We start from the raw sequence: 16,604 nt of genomic DNA, 5'->3' as shown, positions 1-16,604 counted from the left end.
CCTACTCCGCGGCTTCGACGAAGCGGTGGCGTTCATAGAGGAACTTCAGCACCGCCTCGCGGCAGCGCAGGAAGGTCCGGTCGGAGGCGAGCTCGATGCGCCGGCGTGGGCGCGCCAGCGGCACCGCAAGCACCTCGCCGATGGTCGCCGCCGGGCCGTTGGTCATCATGACGATGCGGTCGGAGAGCAGCACCGCCTCGTCGACGTCATGGGTGATCATGATCGTCGTCGAGCCGAGCCGCGAATGGATGTCCATCACGGCGTCCTGCAGATGGGCGCGCGTCAGCGCATCGAGCGCGCCGAACGGCTCGTCGAGCAGCAGGATCTTCGGCTCCATGGCCAGCGCCCGGGCGATGCCGACGCGCTGCTTCATGCCGCCCGAGATTTCCGCCGGGCGCTTGTCCCTGGCATGCGCCATCTGCACGAGGTCGAGATTGCGCATGATCCAGTCATGCCGCTCGGCCTTGCTCTTCGAACGGCCGAAGACTTTCGACACCGCCAGATTGATGTTCTCATAGACGGTCAGCCACGGCAGCAGGCTGTGGTTCTGGAACACCACGGCGCGTTCGGGTCCGGGGCTGTCCACCTCCTTGTCCTCGAGCAGCACGGCGCCTGCGGACACTGTGGTCAGCCCGGCGATCAAATTGAGCAAGGTCGACTTGCCGCAGCCGGAATGGCCGATGATCGAGACGAATTCGCCCTTGTCGATGGTCAGCCTTATGTCCTTCAGCACCTCGCTGACCTGATTGCCGCGGGCAAAGGATTTGTCGATATGGTCGAGCTTCAGATAGGCCGTCATGGCGCTGTCCTCACTTTGCCGTTGTGCCGCGGGTGACGAAGGCGCCGACCGCCGCGACCAGGCGGTCGAGGCAGAAGCCGGTGACGCCGATATAGGCGAGCGCGACGATGATGTCGGGCAGCCGCGACGAATTCCATGCGTCCCAGATGAAGAAGCCGATGCCAACGCCGCCGGTCAGCATTTCGGCGGCGACGATGGCGAGCCAGGACAGGCCGATGCCGATCCTCAAGCCGGTGAAGATGTAGGGGGCGGCGGCCGGCACCATGATCTTCACGAAGAATTCGAACTGGTTGAGCCGCAGGATGCGCGCGACGTTGCGGTAGTCCTCGGGGATGTTGCGCACGCCGACGGCGGTGTTGATGATGATGGGCCAGATCGAGGTGATGAAGATGACGAACAGCGCCGACGGGCTGGAATCGCGGAACGCGGCCAGCGACAGCGGCAGCCAGGCCAGCGGCGGCACGGTGCGCAGGATCTGGAACACCGGATCGAGGCCGCGCATCGCCCAGATCGACTGGCCGACAAGCGCGCCGAGCGCCACGCCGACGATCGCCGCCAGGCCAAAGCCGATGGCGACCCGCTGCAGCGAAATCAGCACCCGCCAGGCAAGCCCGATATCCTGCGGGCCATTGTTGAAGAACGGATGCGCGATCAGGTCGTAGGCCTCGTTCCACACCTGGCTCGGCGGCGGCAGGCTGGCGGTCGGCGACGAGCAGGCGATCTGCCAGACGACCAGCATGAGGGCGATGACGATGGCCGGCGGCACCAGCGCGCTCGCCAGTTTGCCGGCGATCACCATCGGATCGAAACGGCGCCGCGCCTTGGCGGTGAAAGGGATGACCTCCGCTGGCTTGGCGGGGAACGCTTTCACCGTTGTGTCCTCGATTGTCTGGATCGACATGTCTGGGAAAAACTCCTTGGTCGGGATCTCCGCAACGGCGCAAGGCGCCGTTGCGACAAGCGACGCAAATGCGCCGTTTGCGCTCGTTATGCCGAGGCCTTGATCTTCAGGCTGTCGAGATAGGCGGACGGGTTGGCCGGATCGAAGACCTTGCCGTCGAAGAAGGTCTCGACGCCGCGCGACGAGGACGCCGGAATGTCGGCTGCCGCCACGCCAAGGTCCTTGGCCGCCTCGCGCCACAGGTCCTCGCGGTTGACCTGATCGACCAGCGCCTTGATGTCGGTGGTCGGCGCGAACTTGCCCCAGCGGATGTTCTCGGCGAGGAACCACGAGTCATGGCTCTTGAACGGATAGGACACGCCACCCTTCCAGAACTTCATGTAGAGATCGGTGCCGGTGGCGACGCGGCCATTGCCGTAGTTGATGTCGCCCTTGAGGCGGCCGATGATATCGGCGACAGGCACGTTCATCCACTGCCGCTTGCCGATGATGGCGGCCATCTCGTCCTTGTTCTCCTTGGCCTCGCACCATTGCTGGGCTTCCATGACGGCCATCAGGATCGCCTTGGTGGCGTTCGGGTATTTGTCGATGAATTCGGCGCGCAGGCCGAGCGCCTTTTCCGGATGGCCCTTCCACAATTCGCCCGTCGTGGCGGCGGTGAAGCCGACGCCCTGGTGGACGAGCTGCTCGTTCCACGGCTCGCCGACGCAGAACACATCCATGTTGCCGACCTTCATGTTCGCCACCATCTGCGGCGGCGGCACGACGATGGTCGAGACATCCTTGTCGGGATCGATACCGCCGGCGGCGAGCCAGTAGCGCAGCCACAAATCATGGGTGCCGCCCGGGAAGGTCATGGCGGCCTTGATGTCCTTGCCGGCCGCCTTCTTGGCGGCGAAGGCGTCTTTCAGCTTCGAGGCGTCGAGGCCGACACCGGTGCCGGCATATTCCTGGGCAACCGAAATGCCCTGGCAGTCGTAGTTGAGCCGCGCCACGATCGCCATCGGCATCGGCTGATTGTTCTGCGTCACCTTGCCGGTGTGCATCAAATAGGGCAGCGGCGTCAGGATATGGGCGCCGTCGATGCCGTTGGCCGCGCCGCCGAGCATCAGATTGTCGCGCGTCGCGCCCCAGGACGCCTGCTTGAGCACCTCGACATCGGGCATGCCGAACTTCTCGAAAAACCCCTTCTCCTTGGCGATCATCAGTGGTGCGGCATCGGTCAGCGCGATGAAGCCGAGCTTGGCGCCGGTGACTTCCGGCGAGGTCGTGGCCGCATAGGCGCCGGAGGGGAAAAGCTTGCGGGCGGCCATGAACAGCCCCGCCGTCATCGCACTGCTGACCAGAAAATCGCGGCGCGTCACATCCTTTGGCGATGTTCCAGTCCCGATCCATGTCTTCATCGTCTTCTTCATCGTCGTCTCCGGTTGAACGCGGTCCGCGCCGTCGATTGTTGGCCCAAAAACAAAAAAGCCGCCGGCCAGGCCTTCGCGTCCGGAAATCCGGATCGCGTCTTGACCTGAGCGGCAGCTTTGCCTGTGGGCGCCCGTCATTGGACGCCTATTCCGTGACCCCAAGGAGGCCTGGTTATATCAAAGCATGAACCATGCCAGTTTCGAGAGAAAGGAAAAATAACAATGAAATCAATGAAACGCCCCGTCCGCCTACGCACCAAGCGATATGGCGAGCAGGCCAAAGATTGTTCATTAGAGCAATCGCACGCACAATTTTTGTGCAATGCACAAGAATGGCGCGGAAATAATCAGGCTTCCGCGTGGGCCGATTTCTGGCCGGCTATGTAGCCTTCGATCTCGTCGGGATCGAAGATCTGGCCGTCGAAGAAGCCATCGGGGCCGAGCACCAGGCCGGCCCCTGTCGCGCCGACCGCGGTGGCCACCCGCAGCGCCCCCTCGACCTTCGAATTGGCGCCGGGCAGCGCGACGCCAAGCGGCTTCAGCGCCGAACGGTAGAGATCGGGACGGTAGCAGTCGCGGGCAATAGCGAGATTGCCAGGCGTGTGTTCGACATGCCCCCAGCGCACCATCTGCGTGTAGAACCACAGCGCATGGCTCTTCCACGGAAAGTTCGCTGCCTTGTCGAAGGGCAGGAAGAAGTCTTCGATATCCAGCGCCGCTCCGCCACCCAATTGGAGATGGCCGGTCAGGATCGGCATCTGGACCGCCGGCGGCAGGCCGAGGAAGCCGGGCTGCGCCATCACCCCGGCCAGTTCGCCATGGTTGGCCGGATCCTGGCACCAGCGCGCCGAGTGATGCAGCGCGCGCAGCAGCGCCGCCAAGGCGTCGGGGGACTGTTCGGCCCAGACCTTGCGCACGCCGATCACCTTCTCCGGGCTGTTGCGCCATATCTGCGCCTTGACGGTGACGATGTGGCCGGTGCCGGCGGCCACCGCGGCGCTGTTCCAGGGTTCGCCGACGCAGTAGCCGTCGATCCGCCCAGTGGCCAGCGCGTCGGCCATGAAGGGCGGCGGCACAATGACGATCTCGATCTCGCGCGTCGGATCGATTCCACAGGCGGCGAGCCAGTAGCGCAGCTCGTAATTATGCCCGGAATGCGGATGCACGACGGCGAAGCGCAGCGGGTCGCGCCCCGCAGCGGCGCGCTCGCGGATAAGCGCGCCAAGTGCGGCACCGGCGCGCGCCGGGTCGAGATCGGGTGCAGCACCATGCGCTGCCATGCCGGCCCAGACGGCATTGGAAATGGTGACGCAATTGCCGCCGAGACCGAGTGAGAACGGCACGATGGTCTCTGAAGCGAGCGGCGTCAGCCCGAGATTGCAGGCGAGCGGCATCGGTCCCAGCATATGCGCGAGATGGAAGTGGCCGATGGCGATGCGGTCGCGGATGTTGGCCCAGGACGTCTCGCGGTGCAGCGTGAGGTCGATGCCTTCGCGCGCGGCAAAGCCAAGCTCGCCGGCCGCGACCAGCACCGCGCTGTCGAACAGCGGCATGAAGCCGGCGGTGATCTGATGCTCGGCGCCCATGCTCATTCGTCCTCCGCCGGTCCCAGCAGCCCGGCGGCAGTCACCAGACTCTGGGCGATGTCGCCGATCTTGCGGTTCTGGTTCATCGCCGTCTTGCGCAGCAACGTGTAGGCGGCCTCTTCGCTGAGGCCGCGCGATTTCATCAGGATGCCCTTGGCGCGATCAATCACCTTGCGGCTCTCGAGCTCGCTGCGCGCCTCTTCCAGTTCGCGCGCCATGCGCGAAAAGGCGTTGAAACGGCTGACCGCCATGTCGAGGATCGGCTTGACGCGCTCCTGCCGCAGGCCGTCGACGACATAGGCCGAAACGCCGGCATCGACCGCCGCCTCGATCGCGGCCTGGTCGGAACGGTCGACGAACATGGCGATCGGCCGCTTCACCGCGCGCGACAGCTGGAACATGTTTTCAAGCATGTCGCGGTTCGGGTTTTCGAGATCGATGACGATGACGTCGGGTTCGATCTCGGCGATCCGCCGTGCAATGCCGGTCACATCATGGATGACGGTGACCCGCTCATGGCCGGCCTCGCGCAACCCCGCCTCGATGATCGCGGCGCGGATGCGGTTTTCATCGATCACCAGGACGGCGAGTGCGGTTCGGACCATGCCTGCATTGTGCCCAAGCGAAGGAATTGTGCAATGCGGGATAACCCGGCGAGCGCAACATTCGCTGCGCATGGCAAGCTGAAACGGCTGCACTGCCGCACCACCATGGCCCTGGCCTCGCATGATTTCTGTGTCATCAGAACGATAGCCGACCGGGTTATGCCTGCGCAGGGGCTTGTGGTGGAACAGGGGCCGACCAGGTCTTCCAGGACCCGCACCACGCCTGTGCCCAGCAACGCGCCGACCTGGAGCTTGATCCCGCAAAGCGAATCCGTTTCGGGGAAGATCATGCTCAAACCCAGAGATAGAGCCAAAGAGAGACGAGATGTGGCTGAGTGAATTCGAAATCGTCCTGCGCGACCGCGTCATTGCCAATGGCGCCATCCGGATCGAAAACGGCCGCATCGAAGAGGTCCGCGACGAGCCTGTCGAGAACGCCGATATCGTGGGTGGAGGCCGCCTGCTGCTGCCCGGTTTCATCGACATGCATGGCGACATGGTGGAGAGGGAAGTGGAGCCACGCCTCGGCGTGCATGTGCCGATGCCGATCGGCATTGCCGAGCTCGACAAGAAGCTGGCCTCCTGCGGCGTGACCACGGCCTATGCCGCGCTCTCCTTCATCGGCGCCAGCGTCACCAGCGGCGTGCTGCGTTCGGAAGAGCATACGTCTGATATCATCGAGACCATTGCCGGACTGAAGGACGACCTGTTGGTCGATCATCGCATCCATGCCCGGTTCGAGGTGACTTTCGCCGCGGCCATCGGCGTGCTGCAGAGACTGATGGACGCTGGCAAGCTGCACCTGATCTCGCTGATGGACCACACGCCCGGACAGGGGCAGTACCGCGACGTCGAACTCTACATCGCCCGCATCGCCAAGGAGCGCGGCATGTCCGTTGCCGAGGCATCCGAGATCGTCGGCCAGCGCATCGCCGGCCGAAACGGACATGGCGACGTCCTCAGCACGCTGCAGGCCCTGTCGGCATTTGCCCGCGCCCGCGGCATCGTGCTCGCCTCGCATGACGACGACACGCTGGAGAAAGTGGAATTCGTCCATGGCCTGGGTGCTGCGCTCAGCGAATTCCCGGTGACCCTGGAGGCGGCGCAAGAAGCCCGCAGGCTCGGAATGCACACCGTCATGGGCGCGCCCAATGCACTGCGCGGCAATTCCTATTCCGGCAATCTTTCCGCCCGGCAGGCCTACGAGGCCGGGCTGCTCGACATGCTGGCCAGCGACTACCATCCGGCCTCGATCCTGCCGGCTGTTCTCAGCCTGGCGGCGCTGGGTGACGGTGGCCTTGTGGCGGCGGCCGCGCTGACCAGCACCAACCCGGCCAAGGCATTGGGGCTTGACGACCGAGGCGCCATCGAGACGGGACTTCTGGCCGATCTCGTCGTCGCCGACCGCCACCCGGTAGCACGCGTCCGCGCCACCTTCCGCGCCGGCCGCATGATCTACAGCGACGGCACGCTGAGCCTGCGCCGGCATTGAACAAGAAAATGGTGTACTGTCCCCGTATTTCGTACAGGATGGATGTACAGCCCTGGATCGAGCGTTCCGTCTTTGAGCACCCTATATGTAAAATAGGGGTATGCGATGAAACCAAAAGTAAATGAGGTTGTTCGGTTGAAATTTGACATTGTATCTTCGTGCCTTCGCGCGGGCGATTTAGGTGTTGTGGTCGCTGAGCACAGACACCCTAGAGAGGCTTATGAGATTGAGTTTTCGGACGATCAAGGAAGGACTATCACTCAGGTTTCCCTACTTCGAGAGCAGTTTGAAATAGTTTCCGAACAGTAATATCAATCTAAATAAATCGATACGGAGCCGTCCGGTGGTCAAATCGTATTCAGAATCTGACCTGCGAATTACGGTGACAGTGCACTTTTTGAGATGTTCGCCCGACCACCATTGTGTGTAGACTGACCGCATGGCTCGCCTTGCCCGCATCGTCATTCCCGGACTGCCGCACCACGTGACGCAACGCGGCAACGGGCGCGCCAAGGTGTTTTTCACGCCGCAAGACTATGCGCTCTATAAGACCCTGCTGGTCGAGCATTGCCGCGCCGCCGACGTGGGAATTTGGGCGTGGTGCCTGATGCCCAACCATGTGCACCTGATCCTGACGCCGTCCGACTCGGATGGCCTGCGCCGCGCGCTTGCCAAGGTGCATCGCGCCTATGCGGGAACCATCCACGCGCGGCAGAGAAGAACTGGGAATTCCGGTGACAGTGCACTTTTTGCGATGTTCGCTCGACCACCATTGTGTGTAGACTGACCGAATGGCTCGCCTTGCCCGCATCGTCATTCCCGGTCTGCCTCACCACGTGACGCAACGCGGCAACGGGCGCGCCAAGGTGTTTTTCACGTCGCAAGACTATGCGCTCTACAAGACCCTGCTGGTCGAGCATTGCCGCGCCGCCGACGTGGGAATTTGGGCGTGGTGCCTGATGCCGAACCACGTGCATCTGATCCTGACGCCGGCAGACCCGGATGGCCTGCGCCGCGCACTCGCCAAGGTACACCGCGCCTATGCGGGAACCATCCACGCACGACAGAGAAGAACCGGGCATTTCTGGCAAGGTCGCTTCGGCGCCGTTGCCATGGACGAAGATCACCTCTTGTCGGCAGTGCGCTATGTCGGGCTGAATCCTGTGCGCGCAAGGCTGGTGAACCAGGCGCAGGATTGGCCTTGGTCAAGCGCCCGGGCGCACCTGACAGGCGAACCAGACGGTGTCACGGATCTGGAGCCGATGAAGGACCGGCTGCCATCACCGACGGGGCTGTTCGATTTGCTAGAGACGGATGTCGCGGCATTCAACGCACTGCGCAAGGCCGAGAGCATCGGTCGACCGGTAGGCAACGAAGCATTCCTGGACCGGCTTGCCGGACAAATCGGAAAAGCCGTCAAACCGGGTCAGCGAGGCAGACGGCGAAACGAAAATAGTGCACTGTCACCGTAATTCGTCATCGTAATTCGCTATCAGGGGCAGTGACATGCAAGCGGACGTTGAAGAGCGTGTGTTCTCCATCGTAGCACGCAAGAGCGGATTGAGCCGTGATAAGATGACTACCCAATCCCGACTGGTCCAAGACCTGTTGCTAGACGGAGATGACGCTATCGAGGTCTTGCTTGAGGTATCGAAAGAATTCTCGATGGATGTTTCTGGTTTCGATTCCTCAGAATATTTCCACTCTGAGCCGTCCATTGTATCGGTCTTGCGAAAACTGTTGCCCATGCGGAAAGCGCAAACGAGTACCAAAAAGGTCATGACGATTGGACAGTTGATAGACGCTGCTCGACGAGGGCGATTAGGCCCGGAGAGGACGACGGAAATACGGTGACAGTGCTGGGCTGCACCCCATAAGTGAGACACGGTAATTTCTGTGACAGGTTATCCTGGAGGATGGCCTCTGACGGCCAGGATGACGTTCAGAACGTTTCCGACGGCGTCGAAGTTGGCAACGATCAAGCGAATTACGGTGACAGTGCACTTTTTCTAAGTTCGCCGGTCGCCGTGTGCAGACTAATCGCCTACCCGCATAGTGGTCCCTGCCTGCCACAGCGTTGCGCTTGGGCACCGCTAGCCAACAAACCTGTGGCCAACCGCCCTTCCCCGCCTTCGCGAATATCCGCATCACACCGGCATTTGTAGTAGTCTCGCCCTGAGAAACCCGGGTTGAGAATCAGCCGGGGTGGCGGGCGGCTGGTCGTGGCGACACTCAACGCGCAGGTTCTGGATTTCTTCGACTGGTGGCTCGATGAGCTGCGAGGTGTCTGGTCGCGGGTCGCGCGCGGACAAAAGCAATCTTCCACAAGCGACTGGATCATCAGCCTGGCGGATGACGGCATCCGCGCCCGCGAGGCCAATGCGCCGGAGTTCCAGTCGATCCCGTTGGCGCTTACCGCGTCCTCGGATGAGATCTTGGCACTTCTCCAGGGCGGGCCCCGGCGCAAGCGGCCGAGCTTCGATATCCGCATCCAGCCCGGGCTGTTCCTGACCCGGCAACTGGCGGCGCGGCGGCTGCCGCTTCGGCAGGCGCGGGACATGGCCGAGCTCGACCTTCTGGCCTCGACGCCGATCGACCCGGCGCAAGTGCATGTGGTCTTCGCCAGTCAGGTAGGGCAGGACTGCGTCTACCATGTCGTCAAGGCGAAGACGCTTGCCGCGGTCCTTGACACGGTTCGCCGGGCCGGCGGGGCGATCCGGTGCCTGTCGCTGTCGCATCCGGAGGGCACGCTGCGGGCCGATCCGCTCAGCCTCGCCGCCATCTGGCCGCCGACCGCGCGCGACCGTCGCGCCAGGACCGTCTGGGTGACGGCCTGTTCGATGCTGGCCGCGGCAGCGCTGGTCACGCTCGCTCATGCGCATTGGCGCACCTGGCAGGCCGGCGCGGAACTGGACACAGAGATCGCCGATGCACAGGTGCTGGCCAAGGCGGCACGCACCGCGCTGCAGAAGCGCCAGACCGGCATCGAGCAAATCGAAAAGATCCGCACGGAAAAGAAGACGACGGCGTCGCTGGTGCGCGTCTGGGCCGAACTGACGCACCTGCTTCCCGACTCGGCCTGGCTGACCGATCTTTCGGCCAAGGGCGACGACCTGACCATCACTGGCTTTTCCGCTTCCGCCGCCGAGTTGATCAAGCCGATCGACGATTCGCCGCTGTTTTCGGCGCCCGAATTCGCATCGCCGGTGGTCAGGGTTCCCGGCCAGGACGGCGAACACTTCACCATTTCAGCAAAGATCGGAGCGCTCTGACCATGCTCTCCGCGATCCTCAACACCGGCCCGCTGGTCCGCCGCCTGATTGCGCTCGCCCTTGCGGCGGTGACGGCCTGTGTCCTGGCCTGGGCGGTGTTCGCGGGGCTCGACAGCGTCGCCTCGGCGCAAGCCGGGATCGAGGAAAAGCGCGAGCTTCTCGGCCAGTTGCAGAGCGTGGCGGCGCTGGCCAAGCGCCTCGACAGCGCCGCCAGCCCCGTGGCCGCGGCAAATCCCGAGTTTCTCACCGGCGAAAGCGAGGCGATCATTCGCGGCGGGCTGCAGACCCGGCTGAACGCGATTGCCGCCGCCAACGGGGTCAACGTGCTGTCGGCCGGCAATGCGCCGGTGCTGAGCGAAGCGGGCGTCGATTTCATCGGGCTGCGGGCCAACCTTTCGGGACCGCTGGAGGGCATTCACAACGCCGTTCTCGCCATCGAAACGTCGCTTCCGGTGCTTTTCATTCGCGAGGCCACTCTGCGCACGACCGACGTCGGGCCGGTCGCCGGGCGCACCGGCGACCCTGAGATCTTTGCCGAAATCCTGTTTTACGGCCCGCTGCAAACGCCGGTGGCGCCGGCGCCGGGCGGGGTCAAGCCATGATCCGGAAATTCGCCGGCCTTGCGATTGCGGCCATGATCGCGGGCCTCGTCCTGGTCAATGTCGCCCTCTACGACACCCCGGTCGACATCTCGCCGGTCGCCTCCGGCAAGGGGCATGACGGCGGCCTGGCCTCGGCGGCGGGAGCGCTGCAGTTTCCCGAGGCCGGCAATTTCAGCGAGACGTTCGAGCGGCCGCTGTTCACGCCGATGCGCCGGAAATTCGTCGCCCCGCCGGCCGGGCCGCCGCCAGTTGCGGTCGTCGCCGCCGCCGTCGAACAGACGCCGCCACCGCCCGAGGCCGCGCCCGCCGCCGCGCCTGCGCTTTTGGGCATCAGCATTCACGGTGGGGCGGCGAAGGCCCTGATGCGCGTCGCCGGCAGCGAAACCGCGATCTGGTACGGCAGCGGCGAGACCGTCGACGGCTGGACGGTGTCGGCGATCGACAAGGATCAGGCCGTGCTGGAGCGCAATGGCAAGGTGGCGCGGGTCCCGCTCTATCCGCCATGGAAGAACGCCCCGCCGCCACCCCCAAATGCCCCGCCAGCGGCCCCGGATGTCCCGCTGCCAGCGCCGAACGAACCGCAACTATGAGCGACCGCCACGAAAGCCGGAACGCAGGGGGTGAAAGCGCGAGCAGCGGCTTTTCGCTGGTCGCCGTGCTGGTGTTCATGCTGATCGTCTCGGCCATCGTCGTCCCCTTTGCCGTGACGGCAAAAACGCGGCTGATGATCGCCAACAACGAGCTCGAGCAGGAACGCCTGTCGCTGCTTGCCGAAGGCCTGGGCAATGTGGTTGCGAGCGAATTGACCGGTGGCTCGGGGGCGAAAACATTGCCGCTGGATTCCACACCCGCAGCGTGCCGGGAGGGAGGCTTCAGCTTCGATGTCCGCGTCCAGGATCATGACGGGCTGATCGATCTCAATGCCGCGGACGACCAATTGCTGGCGCTTGGTTTCGCATCGCTCCGCTTCCAGCGGGAGATGGCGCAAGCCTTGGCCAAGGCCGCGATCCGGTTTCGTGACAATGCCACGCTGTTCGCTGGCCAGCCCAGAAGCCCTGTCGGGCCGCCCCAAGACAAGCAGGCGCCGTTCGAATCGGTGTCCGAACTGCAGGAGTTTTCGGCCCTTGCGTCTATGCCCTTGCAGACCCTCCACGCTGTTTTCACGGTCAACTCGAAACGCGGCACGATCAGCGCCGATCGCGCGCCGAACCGTCTTCGCGCTGCTCTTGCCGGCGCCAGCAGTGCATCGGTCACCGAAGCGCCGGCCGACGCATCGGCTTACACGGTCGACGTGGTCGTGAGGCGGGACGGATCCGGGATCACGGCCGAAGCCGGGTTCATCATCGAGAGGTCCCCGCTCAGCCCGACGGCATTCCAGCGCGTTGCCCGAAGCCCGGTCCCTGCAGCCTCCGCACTGCCGCCAGTCGTCGGCGCAGCCGGCTGCGAGGTGCTTTTCGGCGCCGAGGCGGCGCGGATCCTGCGCGGGTGGAGCTCATGAACGCGTCTTCGCAGCCCGTTGGCCAGATCCAAGGCCAGATCCAGGGGATCGAGGCGTTCCTTGCCTTTCTCGAGGGCGAGAAGGTGCTGACCGCGCACGCCGCCCAGCGCGCATTGGGGGCATCGCGAACATCTGGACACCCGTTCGATACGGTGATGACCGAACTCGGCCTGATCGGCGAGCAGGACCTTGCCAACAGCCTCAGCCGCTACCTGAACGCACCGACGCCGGTCGAGATTCCCGAACAGGTCAGCCCCGAAATGCTGGCAGGCGTGCCGCTGGCCTATCTGCGTGAAAATGCGATCCTGCCGTTGCAGATGGACGCCGAGCGGCTGGTCGTCGCCGTGGCCGATCCGTTCTCGTCGGCAACCATCGACGCGCTCGCCTTTCACTATGAGCGKACGCTGGCGCTGCGCATATTGCCAAGGCGCATCATCGCCGAATGCATCGACCGCATCGAGCAATCGGCCATGGCGGCCGTTGCAAATGGCGGCAACGGTGGCGAAACCCTGGATTTCGGCCCCGACGACCTCGAACGGTTGAAGGATTTTGCGCGCGAGGCGCCGATCGTTCGCTTCGTCGCCGAGACCATCCACAAGGCAGTCGATGCGAGAGCCACCGACATCCATATCGAGCCGCTCGAGGATCACGTCCGCATCCGCTTCAGGCATGACGGCATGCTGTCCACCGTCGACACTGCGTCCATTGCGATGCTGTCCGGCATCTCCACCCGCATCAAGATCCTGTCGCGGCTCAACATTGCCGAACGGCGCTTGCCGCAGGACGGACGCATGCGCATCGCCGTGCGCGGCCGCGACGTCGACCTGCGCGTCTCGGTCATTCCGTCCATTCACGGCGAAGCCATCGTGCTTCGAATCCTCGACCGCGCGGGCGTCGAATTGAAGTTGGAGAAGCTGGGGTTCGACGGCGCCGCGCAAGCCAAAATCCGCACCATGTCGCAAGCCGCCAACGGCATCGTGCTGATCACCGGGCCGACCGGCAGCGGCAAGACGACGACGCTCTATTCCATCCTCGCGGAACGTTCGCGGCCGGACGTCAAGATTTTCACCGTCGAGGACCCGGTCGAATACCGGATGGCCGGCATCACGCAGCTGCAGGTCAATCCGGCGATCGACCTCGACTTTGCCGCCGCCCTGCGTTCGATCCTGCGGCAGGATCCCGATATCATCCTGCTCGGTGAAATTCGCGATCGCGAGACGGCGCAAGTCGCGGTCCAGGCGGCCCTGACTGGCCATCTGGTGTTTTCAACGCTCCACACCAACAGTGCCGCGGGCGCACTCACGCGCCTTCGCGACATGGGCATCGACGGCTATCTGCTCGGCGCGACGATCAGAGGCGTCATCGCACAGAGGCTGTTGCGACGTATCTGCCCGACCTGCCATGGCGCCGACCAAATCGGTCCGGCCTGCCGCACCTGCAACGGCTCCGGTTACAGCGGGCGCACGGTGACCTACGAAATGCTGCAGGTGTCGCCGCGCATCGCCGAACTTATCGACCAGGGTGCCGGCGAAATGGAGATCGCGAAAATCGCGGCCGAAGACGACCTCGTGCCGATGTCGGTGCACGCAACCGCACTTGCCCGATCGCAGGTCACCACGATGGATGAAGTCCGGCGCGTCATCGATCTCGCAGGAGGTGATTGATGCCGGCCTTTGCCTATCGCGCCTATCTCGTCGACGGCAGCACCGAGACCGGCGTCCTCGATGCATCGACCAAGCAGGATGCCGCCCGCAAACTGGCGCAGCAGGGCCGCCGCTCCTACCATCTTGCCGCGGTGAACGGCGAAAGGCAGCAGCTTCGCCTGCCGGGGCGCAGCGCGCTGACGTTCACCCGCAGGGTCGATCTCAGCCGGCTGTTTTCCGAGCTTTCAGTGCTTCTGAACGCCGGCTTCACGGTCGACCGTGCCTTGAACGCGGTTATCTCGGGCGAGGCCAACCGCCAGCGGCGGCAACAGCTGCAATCGGTGCTCGATCTCACGACAGGCGGCCGGCCGATCGCCGAAGCATTTGCCGGCCTGCCGGGCATCACATCCGACGTTGCCGCCTTGCTCGCCAGCGGTGAGCGCAGCGGCAAGATGGCCTATATATGCCAGCGGCTGGCCGATACGTTCGAGGCAACGGCCAAGCGCCGCGCGGCAATCGTCGAGGCGCTTGCGTATCCGGCTTTCCTGCTACTGGTCATGAGCGGCGCACTGGTCATTCTAGCGACGGTGCTGGTGCCGGCGCTGGAACCGATCTTCGAAGGCTCATCCGCCCCCAAGCCGTTCACCATGACCGTGCTTTCGGCGCTCGGCACGGTGTTCAGGGACTATCCCTTCGTCTTCCCGCTGGCGGCGGTGCTGGGCCTGCTTTCCTATCTTTTCCTGTCCCGGTCCACAGGCGCCAGAAAACAGTTCTCGCATTGGCTGTTGAAGGTCCCGTTGATCGGCGCGCTGGTCAGGGATGCCGTGGTCGCGCGCTATCTGGAAACGCTTGCGCTGCTGCTCGGCAATGGCGTGGCGATGACCGAGGCGCTTGGCTTGGCCGCCAACGTTTCCAGGCAGAGTTCACTGGCGGCAAGCTTTGCTTCGATCGAAGAAACCGTCGCCAATGGCGCCCGCCTGCATGGCGCGATCGTCAAGGCAGGGATTTTCGACAACGCGACGATGTCGCTGGTCTCGCTCGGCGAAGAGGCGAATGCGCTTCCGGTGGTGCTGGATCGCGCCGCGAAAATGCTTCAGCTGACGCTGACGCGGCGGATCGACACGGTGCTGAAGCTGTTGACGCCGGCCTTGACGATTTCGCTCGGTTTTCTCGTCGGCAGCCTGGTCATTTCGGTGATGACCACGATCCTAAGCATCAACGATCTGGCGCTGCAATGACGGCCGCGCCGGAAGCCAGCGCATCGACGGACGCAACGGCTGGATTTACCCTGGTCGAAATGCTGGTCGTGCTGGCGATCATGGCCCTCGTCGCGGCGATCGCCGCGCCGGGGCTCGTCAGCAATTACCGCACCAAGAACCTGGAGACGCTGGCCGGCGAAATCACCATGCGGCTGCGCCTGTCACGCACATCGGCAATCGCCACCGCCAGGCCGAAGCAGGTCGTTGTCGATCTCGGCACCCGCATCATCCGTTTTGGCGAACGAGACATCGTCGCCCTGCCGGACGATGTCAAAATGACCGTGGTCACCGGCCAGGAGACCGTCGTCGCCGACCGGCAGACGGTCCTCACCTTCCTTCCCGACGGCAGCGCTTCCGGCATGGATATCTCGCTGCAGCAAAAAGGCCGGACCGCGCGCATCGCGGTCAACTGGCTGACCGGGCTTCCGACGTGGCGCGCGCTGCCATGACCGGCTCATCGTCGCAGCCCTCCCCCGAAGACGGATTCTCGATCCTCGAGATGATCGTCGCCATGACCATCCTGGCGCTTGTGCTTGGCATTGCTAGCCAATCGATCGTGCTGGCGAGCCGCAGCATCGCCGTGGCCAAGCGCCAGGCCGAAGCGGCCAGGACCGTACGGGTGATGCTGGCCGACTACGAAGCCCAAATCCGAACCACGGCGCAATCCGGCTGGACCCTGAAGACCCGCACGATAGACGTGTCGAAGGCAAAGGTAACCGCTGTTGTCATCGAGAACAGCGGCGGTGCGTTTCCAGGCGGGCCGTTTCTGACCTTCGTGCCCGTGCGGGATCCGGCCATCCCATGAGCGGCCCGTTTTTCCGCGCTCTTTCCAAGGTCCGAGCCGGCAGGCTGCGCGAACGTCTTCCAGGCGCCCGTCGGCCTGGCCGTAAATCGCTGCCAGGCCCATCGGCATCAGTCGAGGGGTTTGCGCTTATCGACGTGCTGGTCGGGCTGGCCCTGATCGGTGTGATTACGTCGCTGATGATGGTCTTCCTCGGCCAGGCCCGAACGATGGTGCGCATCGAAAAGGCAACCGAATTCCAGATGGAGGTCGACGCAGCATCGCGGTTTCTGGAAACGGCGATCAGCCATGCCGAGCCGTTGCCCTTGTCCAAGTCGTCGCCGGACATGGTGCTTTATCTCAACGGCAACGGTGGCCGGATCGAATTCAGCGCCGTTCAGGCAATCGGTTTCAAATCCTCCGCGCTGCGCGAAATTGCTGTTTCGCTTGGCCAGGCCGGAGGCGCGCTGGCCATTGTTCAGAAAACACGGCGCGGCAGCGAATCCGGCACATCGACACCGGGCGAACCGGTGCGGTTGATCGGCGGCGTGATCGCCATGAACTTCGAATATCTCGACGGTGTGGCGGCGGCCTCGTCGTGGTCGCCGAGCTGGGCCGTACCACGGCGCCTGCCCGCCGCCGTGCGCTTCACCATCTCGGTTATGCGGGATGGTGCGGCCTATTCAGCGAGAGGTTTTGCACGACTCGACCTGGCAAATGCCCAGGTGATGCCGCGCACGAAGTGACTCCC

Annotated in this window: 20 protein-coding genes; 15 read left to right on the top strand and 5 right to left on the bottom strand. The window is 64.0% G+C overall.

Features of this window, described 5'->3' with window-relative positions:
- Position 1: 1 nt before the first annotated feature.
- From AC1DZP_RS07430 to AC1DZP_RS07410, 5 genes are all read right to left on the bottom strand, one after another.
- Positions 2-799, bottom strand: a complete 798-nt coding sequence (locus AC1DZP_RS07430; RefSeq protein WP_184874447.1) for an ABC transporter ATP-binding protein — start codon at positions 797-799, stop codon at positions 2-4.
- 10 nt (positions 800-809) lie between these two features.
- Entirely contained in the window at positions 810-1,700 is an 891-nt protein-coding gene (ntrB, locus tag AC1DZP_RS07425) for a nitrate ABC transporter permease (protein WP_477301247.1), read from the bottom strand.
- A gap of 86 nt (positions 1,701-1,786) precedes the next feature.
- A complete protein-coding gene (locus tag AC1DZP_RS07420; RefSeq protein WP_477301245.1) occupies positions 1,787-3,115 on the bottom strand; it encodes a CmpA/NrtA family ABC transporter substrate-binding protein in 1,329 nt (442 codons plus the stop codon).
- A gap of 347 nt (positions 3,116-3,462) precedes the next feature.
- Positions 3,463-4,701, bottom strand: a complete 1,239-nt coding sequence (locus AC1DZP_RS07415; RefSeq protein ID WP_477302183.1) for a CmpA/NrtA family ABC transporter substrate-binding protein — start codon at positions 4,699-4,701, stop codon at positions 3,463-3,465.
- A 2-nt stretch (positions 4,702-4,703) separates the two neighbouring features.
- Positions 4,704-5,306 (bottom strand): ANTAR domain-containing response regulator, encoded by a 603-nt coding sequence (locus tag AC1DZP_RS07410; RefSeq protein WP_095091081.1) that lies wholly within the window; start codon positions 5,304-5,306, stop codon positions 4,704-4,706.
- Positions 5,307-5,339: 33 nt separating this feature from the next.
- Between AC1DZP_RS07410 and AC1DZP_RS07405 the strand changes: the two genes are divergently transcribed.
- The 15 genes from AC1DZP_RS07405 (at position 5,340) to AC1DZP_RS07335 (ending at position 16,599) form a co-directional block, all read left to right on the top strand.
- On the top strand, positions 5,340-5,645 hold the full coding sequence (locus AC1DZP_RS07405; RefSeq protein WP_095091080.1) for a hypothetical protein: 306 nt from the start codon (positions 5,340-5,342) through the stop codon (positions 5,643-5,645).
- Positions 5,632-6,798: an alpha-D-ribose 1-methylphosphonate 5-triphosphate diphosphatase gene (locus AC1DZP_RS07400; protein WP_477301242.1), complete on the top strand. Its 1,167-nt coding sequence runs from the start codon at positions 5,632-5,634 to the stop codon at positions 6,796-6,798. The genes AC1DZP_RS07405 and AC1DZP_RS07400 overlap by 14 nt, the downstream gene beginning before the upstream one ends.
- 105 nt (positions 6,799-6,903) lie before the next feature.
- Positions 6,904-7,107, top strand: coding sequence for a DUF4926 domain-containing protein (locus tag AC1DZP_RS07395; protein WP_477301240.1), 204 nt, complete (start codon positions 6,904-6,906; stop codon positions 7,105-7,107).
- A gap of 130 nt (positions 7,108-7,237) precedes the next feature.
- Positions 7,238-7,585: a transposase gene (locus AC1DZP_RS07390; RefSeq protein WP_477301238.1), complete on the top strand. Its 348-nt coding sequence runs from the start codon at positions 7,238-7,240 to the stop codon at positions 7,583-7,585.
- Between the two features lie 4 nt (positions 7,586-7,589).
- Positions 7,590-8,270: a transposase gene (locus tag AC1DZP_RS07385; RefSeq protein WP_477301236.1), complete on the top strand. Its 681-nt coding sequence runs from the start codon at positions 7,590-7,592 to the stop codon at positions 8,268-8,270.
- Between the two features lie 34 nt (positions 8,271-8,304).
- Entirely contained in the window at positions 8,305-8,652 is a 348-nt protein-coding gene (locus AC1DZP_RS07380) for a DUF1493 family protein (RefSeq protein ID WP_477301234.1), read from the top strand.
- Between the two features lie 335 nt (positions 8,653-8,987).
- A complete protein-coding gene (locus AC1DZP_RS07375) occupies positions 8,988-10,070 on the top strand; it encodes a PilN domain-containing protein (RefSeq protein WP_477301232.1) in 1,083 nt (360 codons plus the stop codon).
- 2 nt (positions 10,071-10,072) lie between these two features.
- On the top strand, positions 10,073-10,672 hold the full coding sequence (gene gspM, locus AC1DZP_RS07370) for a type II secretion system protein GspM (RefSeq protein WP_477301230.1): 600 nt from the start codon (positions 10,073-10,075) through the stop codon (positions 10,670-10,672).
- Positions 10,669-11,262: a hypothetical protein gene (locus AC1DZP_RS07365; protein ID WP_477301228.1), complete on the top strand. Its 594-nt coding sequence runs from the start codon at positions 10,669-10,671 to the stop codon at positions 11,260-11,262. Before gspM ends, AC1DZP_RS07365 begins: the two co-directional genes overlap by 4 nt.
- On the top strand, positions 11,259-12,170 hold the full coding sequence (locus AC1DZP_RS07360) for a hypothetical protein (RefSeq protein ID WP_477301226.1): 912 nt from the start codon (positions 11,259-11,261) through the stop codon (positions 12,168-12,170). Before AC1DZP_RS07365 ends, AC1DZP_RS07360 begins: the two co-directional genes overlap by 4 nt.
- On the top strand, positions 12,167-13,834 hold the full coding sequence (locus AC1DZP_RS07355) for a GspE/PulE family protein (protein ID WP_477301224.1): 1,668 nt from the start codon (positions 12,167-12,169) through the stop codon (positions 13,832-13,834). Before AC1DZP_RS07360 ends, AC1DZP_RS07355 begins: the two co-directional genes overlap by 4 nt.
- A complete protein-coding gene (locus AC1DZP_RS07350) occupies positions 13,834-15,051 on the top strand; it encodes a type II secretion system F family protein (RefSeq protein WP_477301222.1) in 1,218 nt (405 codons plus the stop codon). The genes AC1DZP_RS07355 and AC1DZP_RS07350 overlap by 1 nt, the downstream gene beginning before the upstream one ends.
- Positions 15,048-15,521: a GspH/FimT family pseudopilin gene (locus AC1DZP_RS07345; protein WP_477301220.1), complete on the top strand. Its 474-nt coding sequence runs from the start codon at positions 15,048-15,050 to the stop codon at positions 15,519-15,521. Before AC1DZP_RS07350 ends, AC1DZP_RS07345 begins: the two co-directional genes overlap by 4 nt.
- A complete protein-coding gene (locus AC1DZP_RS07340; protein WP_477301219.1) occupies positions 15,518-15,877 on the top strand; it encodes a PulJ/GspJ family protein in 360 nt (119 codons plus the stop codon). Before AC1DZP_RS07345 ends, AC1DZP_RS07340 begins: the two co-directional genes overlap by 4 nt.
- Positions 15,874-16,599 (top strand): hypothetical protein, encoded by a 726-nt coding sequence (locus AC1DZP_RS07335; RefSeq protein ID WP_477301217.1) that lies wholly within the window; start codon positions 15,874-15,876, stop codon positions 16,597-16,599. Before AC1DZP_RS07340 ends, AC1DZP_RS07335 begins: the two co-directional genes overlap by 4 nt.
- Positions 16,600-16,604 lie beyond the last annotated feature (5 nt).

The organism is Mesorhizobium sp. P2_F8, from assembly GCF_056403655.1.
Note: the sequence above shows the minus strand (reverse complement) of the source record. Positions and strands in the feature narration are given on the sequence as shown.

Bases quoted from the DNA above. Each gene is read 5' to 3' on its own strand.
- AC1DZP_RS07410 (WP_095091081.1), bottom strand. From the start codon at position 5,306: ATGGTCCGAACCGCACTCGCCGTCCTGGTGATCGATGAAAACCGCATC.
- AC1DZP_RS07395 (WP_477301240.1), top strand. From the start codon at position 6,904: ATGAAACCAAAAGTAAATGAGGTTGTTCGGTTGAAATTTGACATTGTA.
- ntrB (WP_477301247.1), bottom strand. From the start codon at position 1,700: ATGTCGATCCAGACAATCGAGGACACAACGGTGAAAGCGTTCCCCGCC.
- AC1DZP_RS07420 (WP_477301245.1), bottom strand. From the start codon at position 3,115: ATGAAGAAGACGATGAAGACATGGATCGGGACTGGAACATCGCCAAAG.
- gspM (WP_477301230.1), top strand. From the start codon at position 10,073: ATGCTCTCCGCGATCCTCAACACCGGCCCGCTGGTCCGCCGCCTGATT.
- AC1DZP_RS07345 (WP_477301220.1), top strand. From the start codon at position 15,048: ATGACGGCCGCGCCGGAAGCCAGCGCATCGACGGACGCAACGGCTGGA.
- AC1DZP_RS07380 (WP_477301234.1), top strand. From the start codon at position 8,305: ATGCAAGCGGACGTTGAAGAGCGTGTGTTCTCCATCGTAGCACGCAAG.
- AC1DZP_RS07365 (WP_477301228.1), top strand. From the start codon at position 10,669: ATGATCCGGAAATTCGCCGGCCTTGCGATTGCGGCCATGATCGCGGGC.
- AC1DZP_RS07405 (WP_095091080.1), top strand. From the start codon at position 5,340: ATGCGGGATAACCCGGCGAGCGCAACATTCGCTGCGCATGGCAAGCTG.
- AC1DZP_RS07350 (WP_477301222.1), top strand. From the start codon at position 13,834: ATGCCGGCCTTTGCCTATCGCGCCTATCTCGTCGACGGCAGCACCGAG.
- AC1DZP_RS07390 (WP_477301238.1), top strand. From the start codon at position 7,238: ATGGCTCGCCTTGCCCGCATCGTCATTCCCGGACTGCCGCACCACGTG.
- AC1DZP_RS07430 (WP_184874447.1), bottom strand. From the start codon at position 799: ATGACGGCCTATCTGAAGCTCGACCATATCGACAAATCCTTTGCCCGC.
- AC1DZP_RS07415 (WP_477302183.1), bottom strand. From the start codon at position 4,701: ATGGGCGCCGAGCATCAGATCACCGCCGGCTTCATGCCGCTGTTCGAC.
- AC1DZP_RS07335 (WP_477301217.1), top strand. From the start codon at position 15,874: ATGAGCGGCCCGTTTTTCCGCGCTCTTTCCAAGGTCCGAGCCGGCAGG.
- AC1DZP_RS07400 (WP_477301242.1), top strand. From the start codon at position 5,632: ATGTGGCTGAGTGAATTCGAAATCGTCCTGCGCGACCGCGTCATTGCC.
- AC1DZP_RS07360 (WP_477301226.1), top strand. From the start codon at position 11,259: ATGAGCGACCGCCACGAAAGCCGGAACGCAGGGGGTGAAAGCGCGAGC.
- AC1DZP_RS07385 (WP_477301236.1), top strand. From the start codon at position 7,590: ATGGCTCGCCTTGCCCGCATCGTCATTCCCGGTCTGCCTCACCACGTG.
- AC1DZP_RS07340 (WP_477301219.1), top strand. From the start codon at position 15,518: ATGACCGGCTCATCGTCGCAGCCCTCCCCCGAAGACGGATTCTCGATC.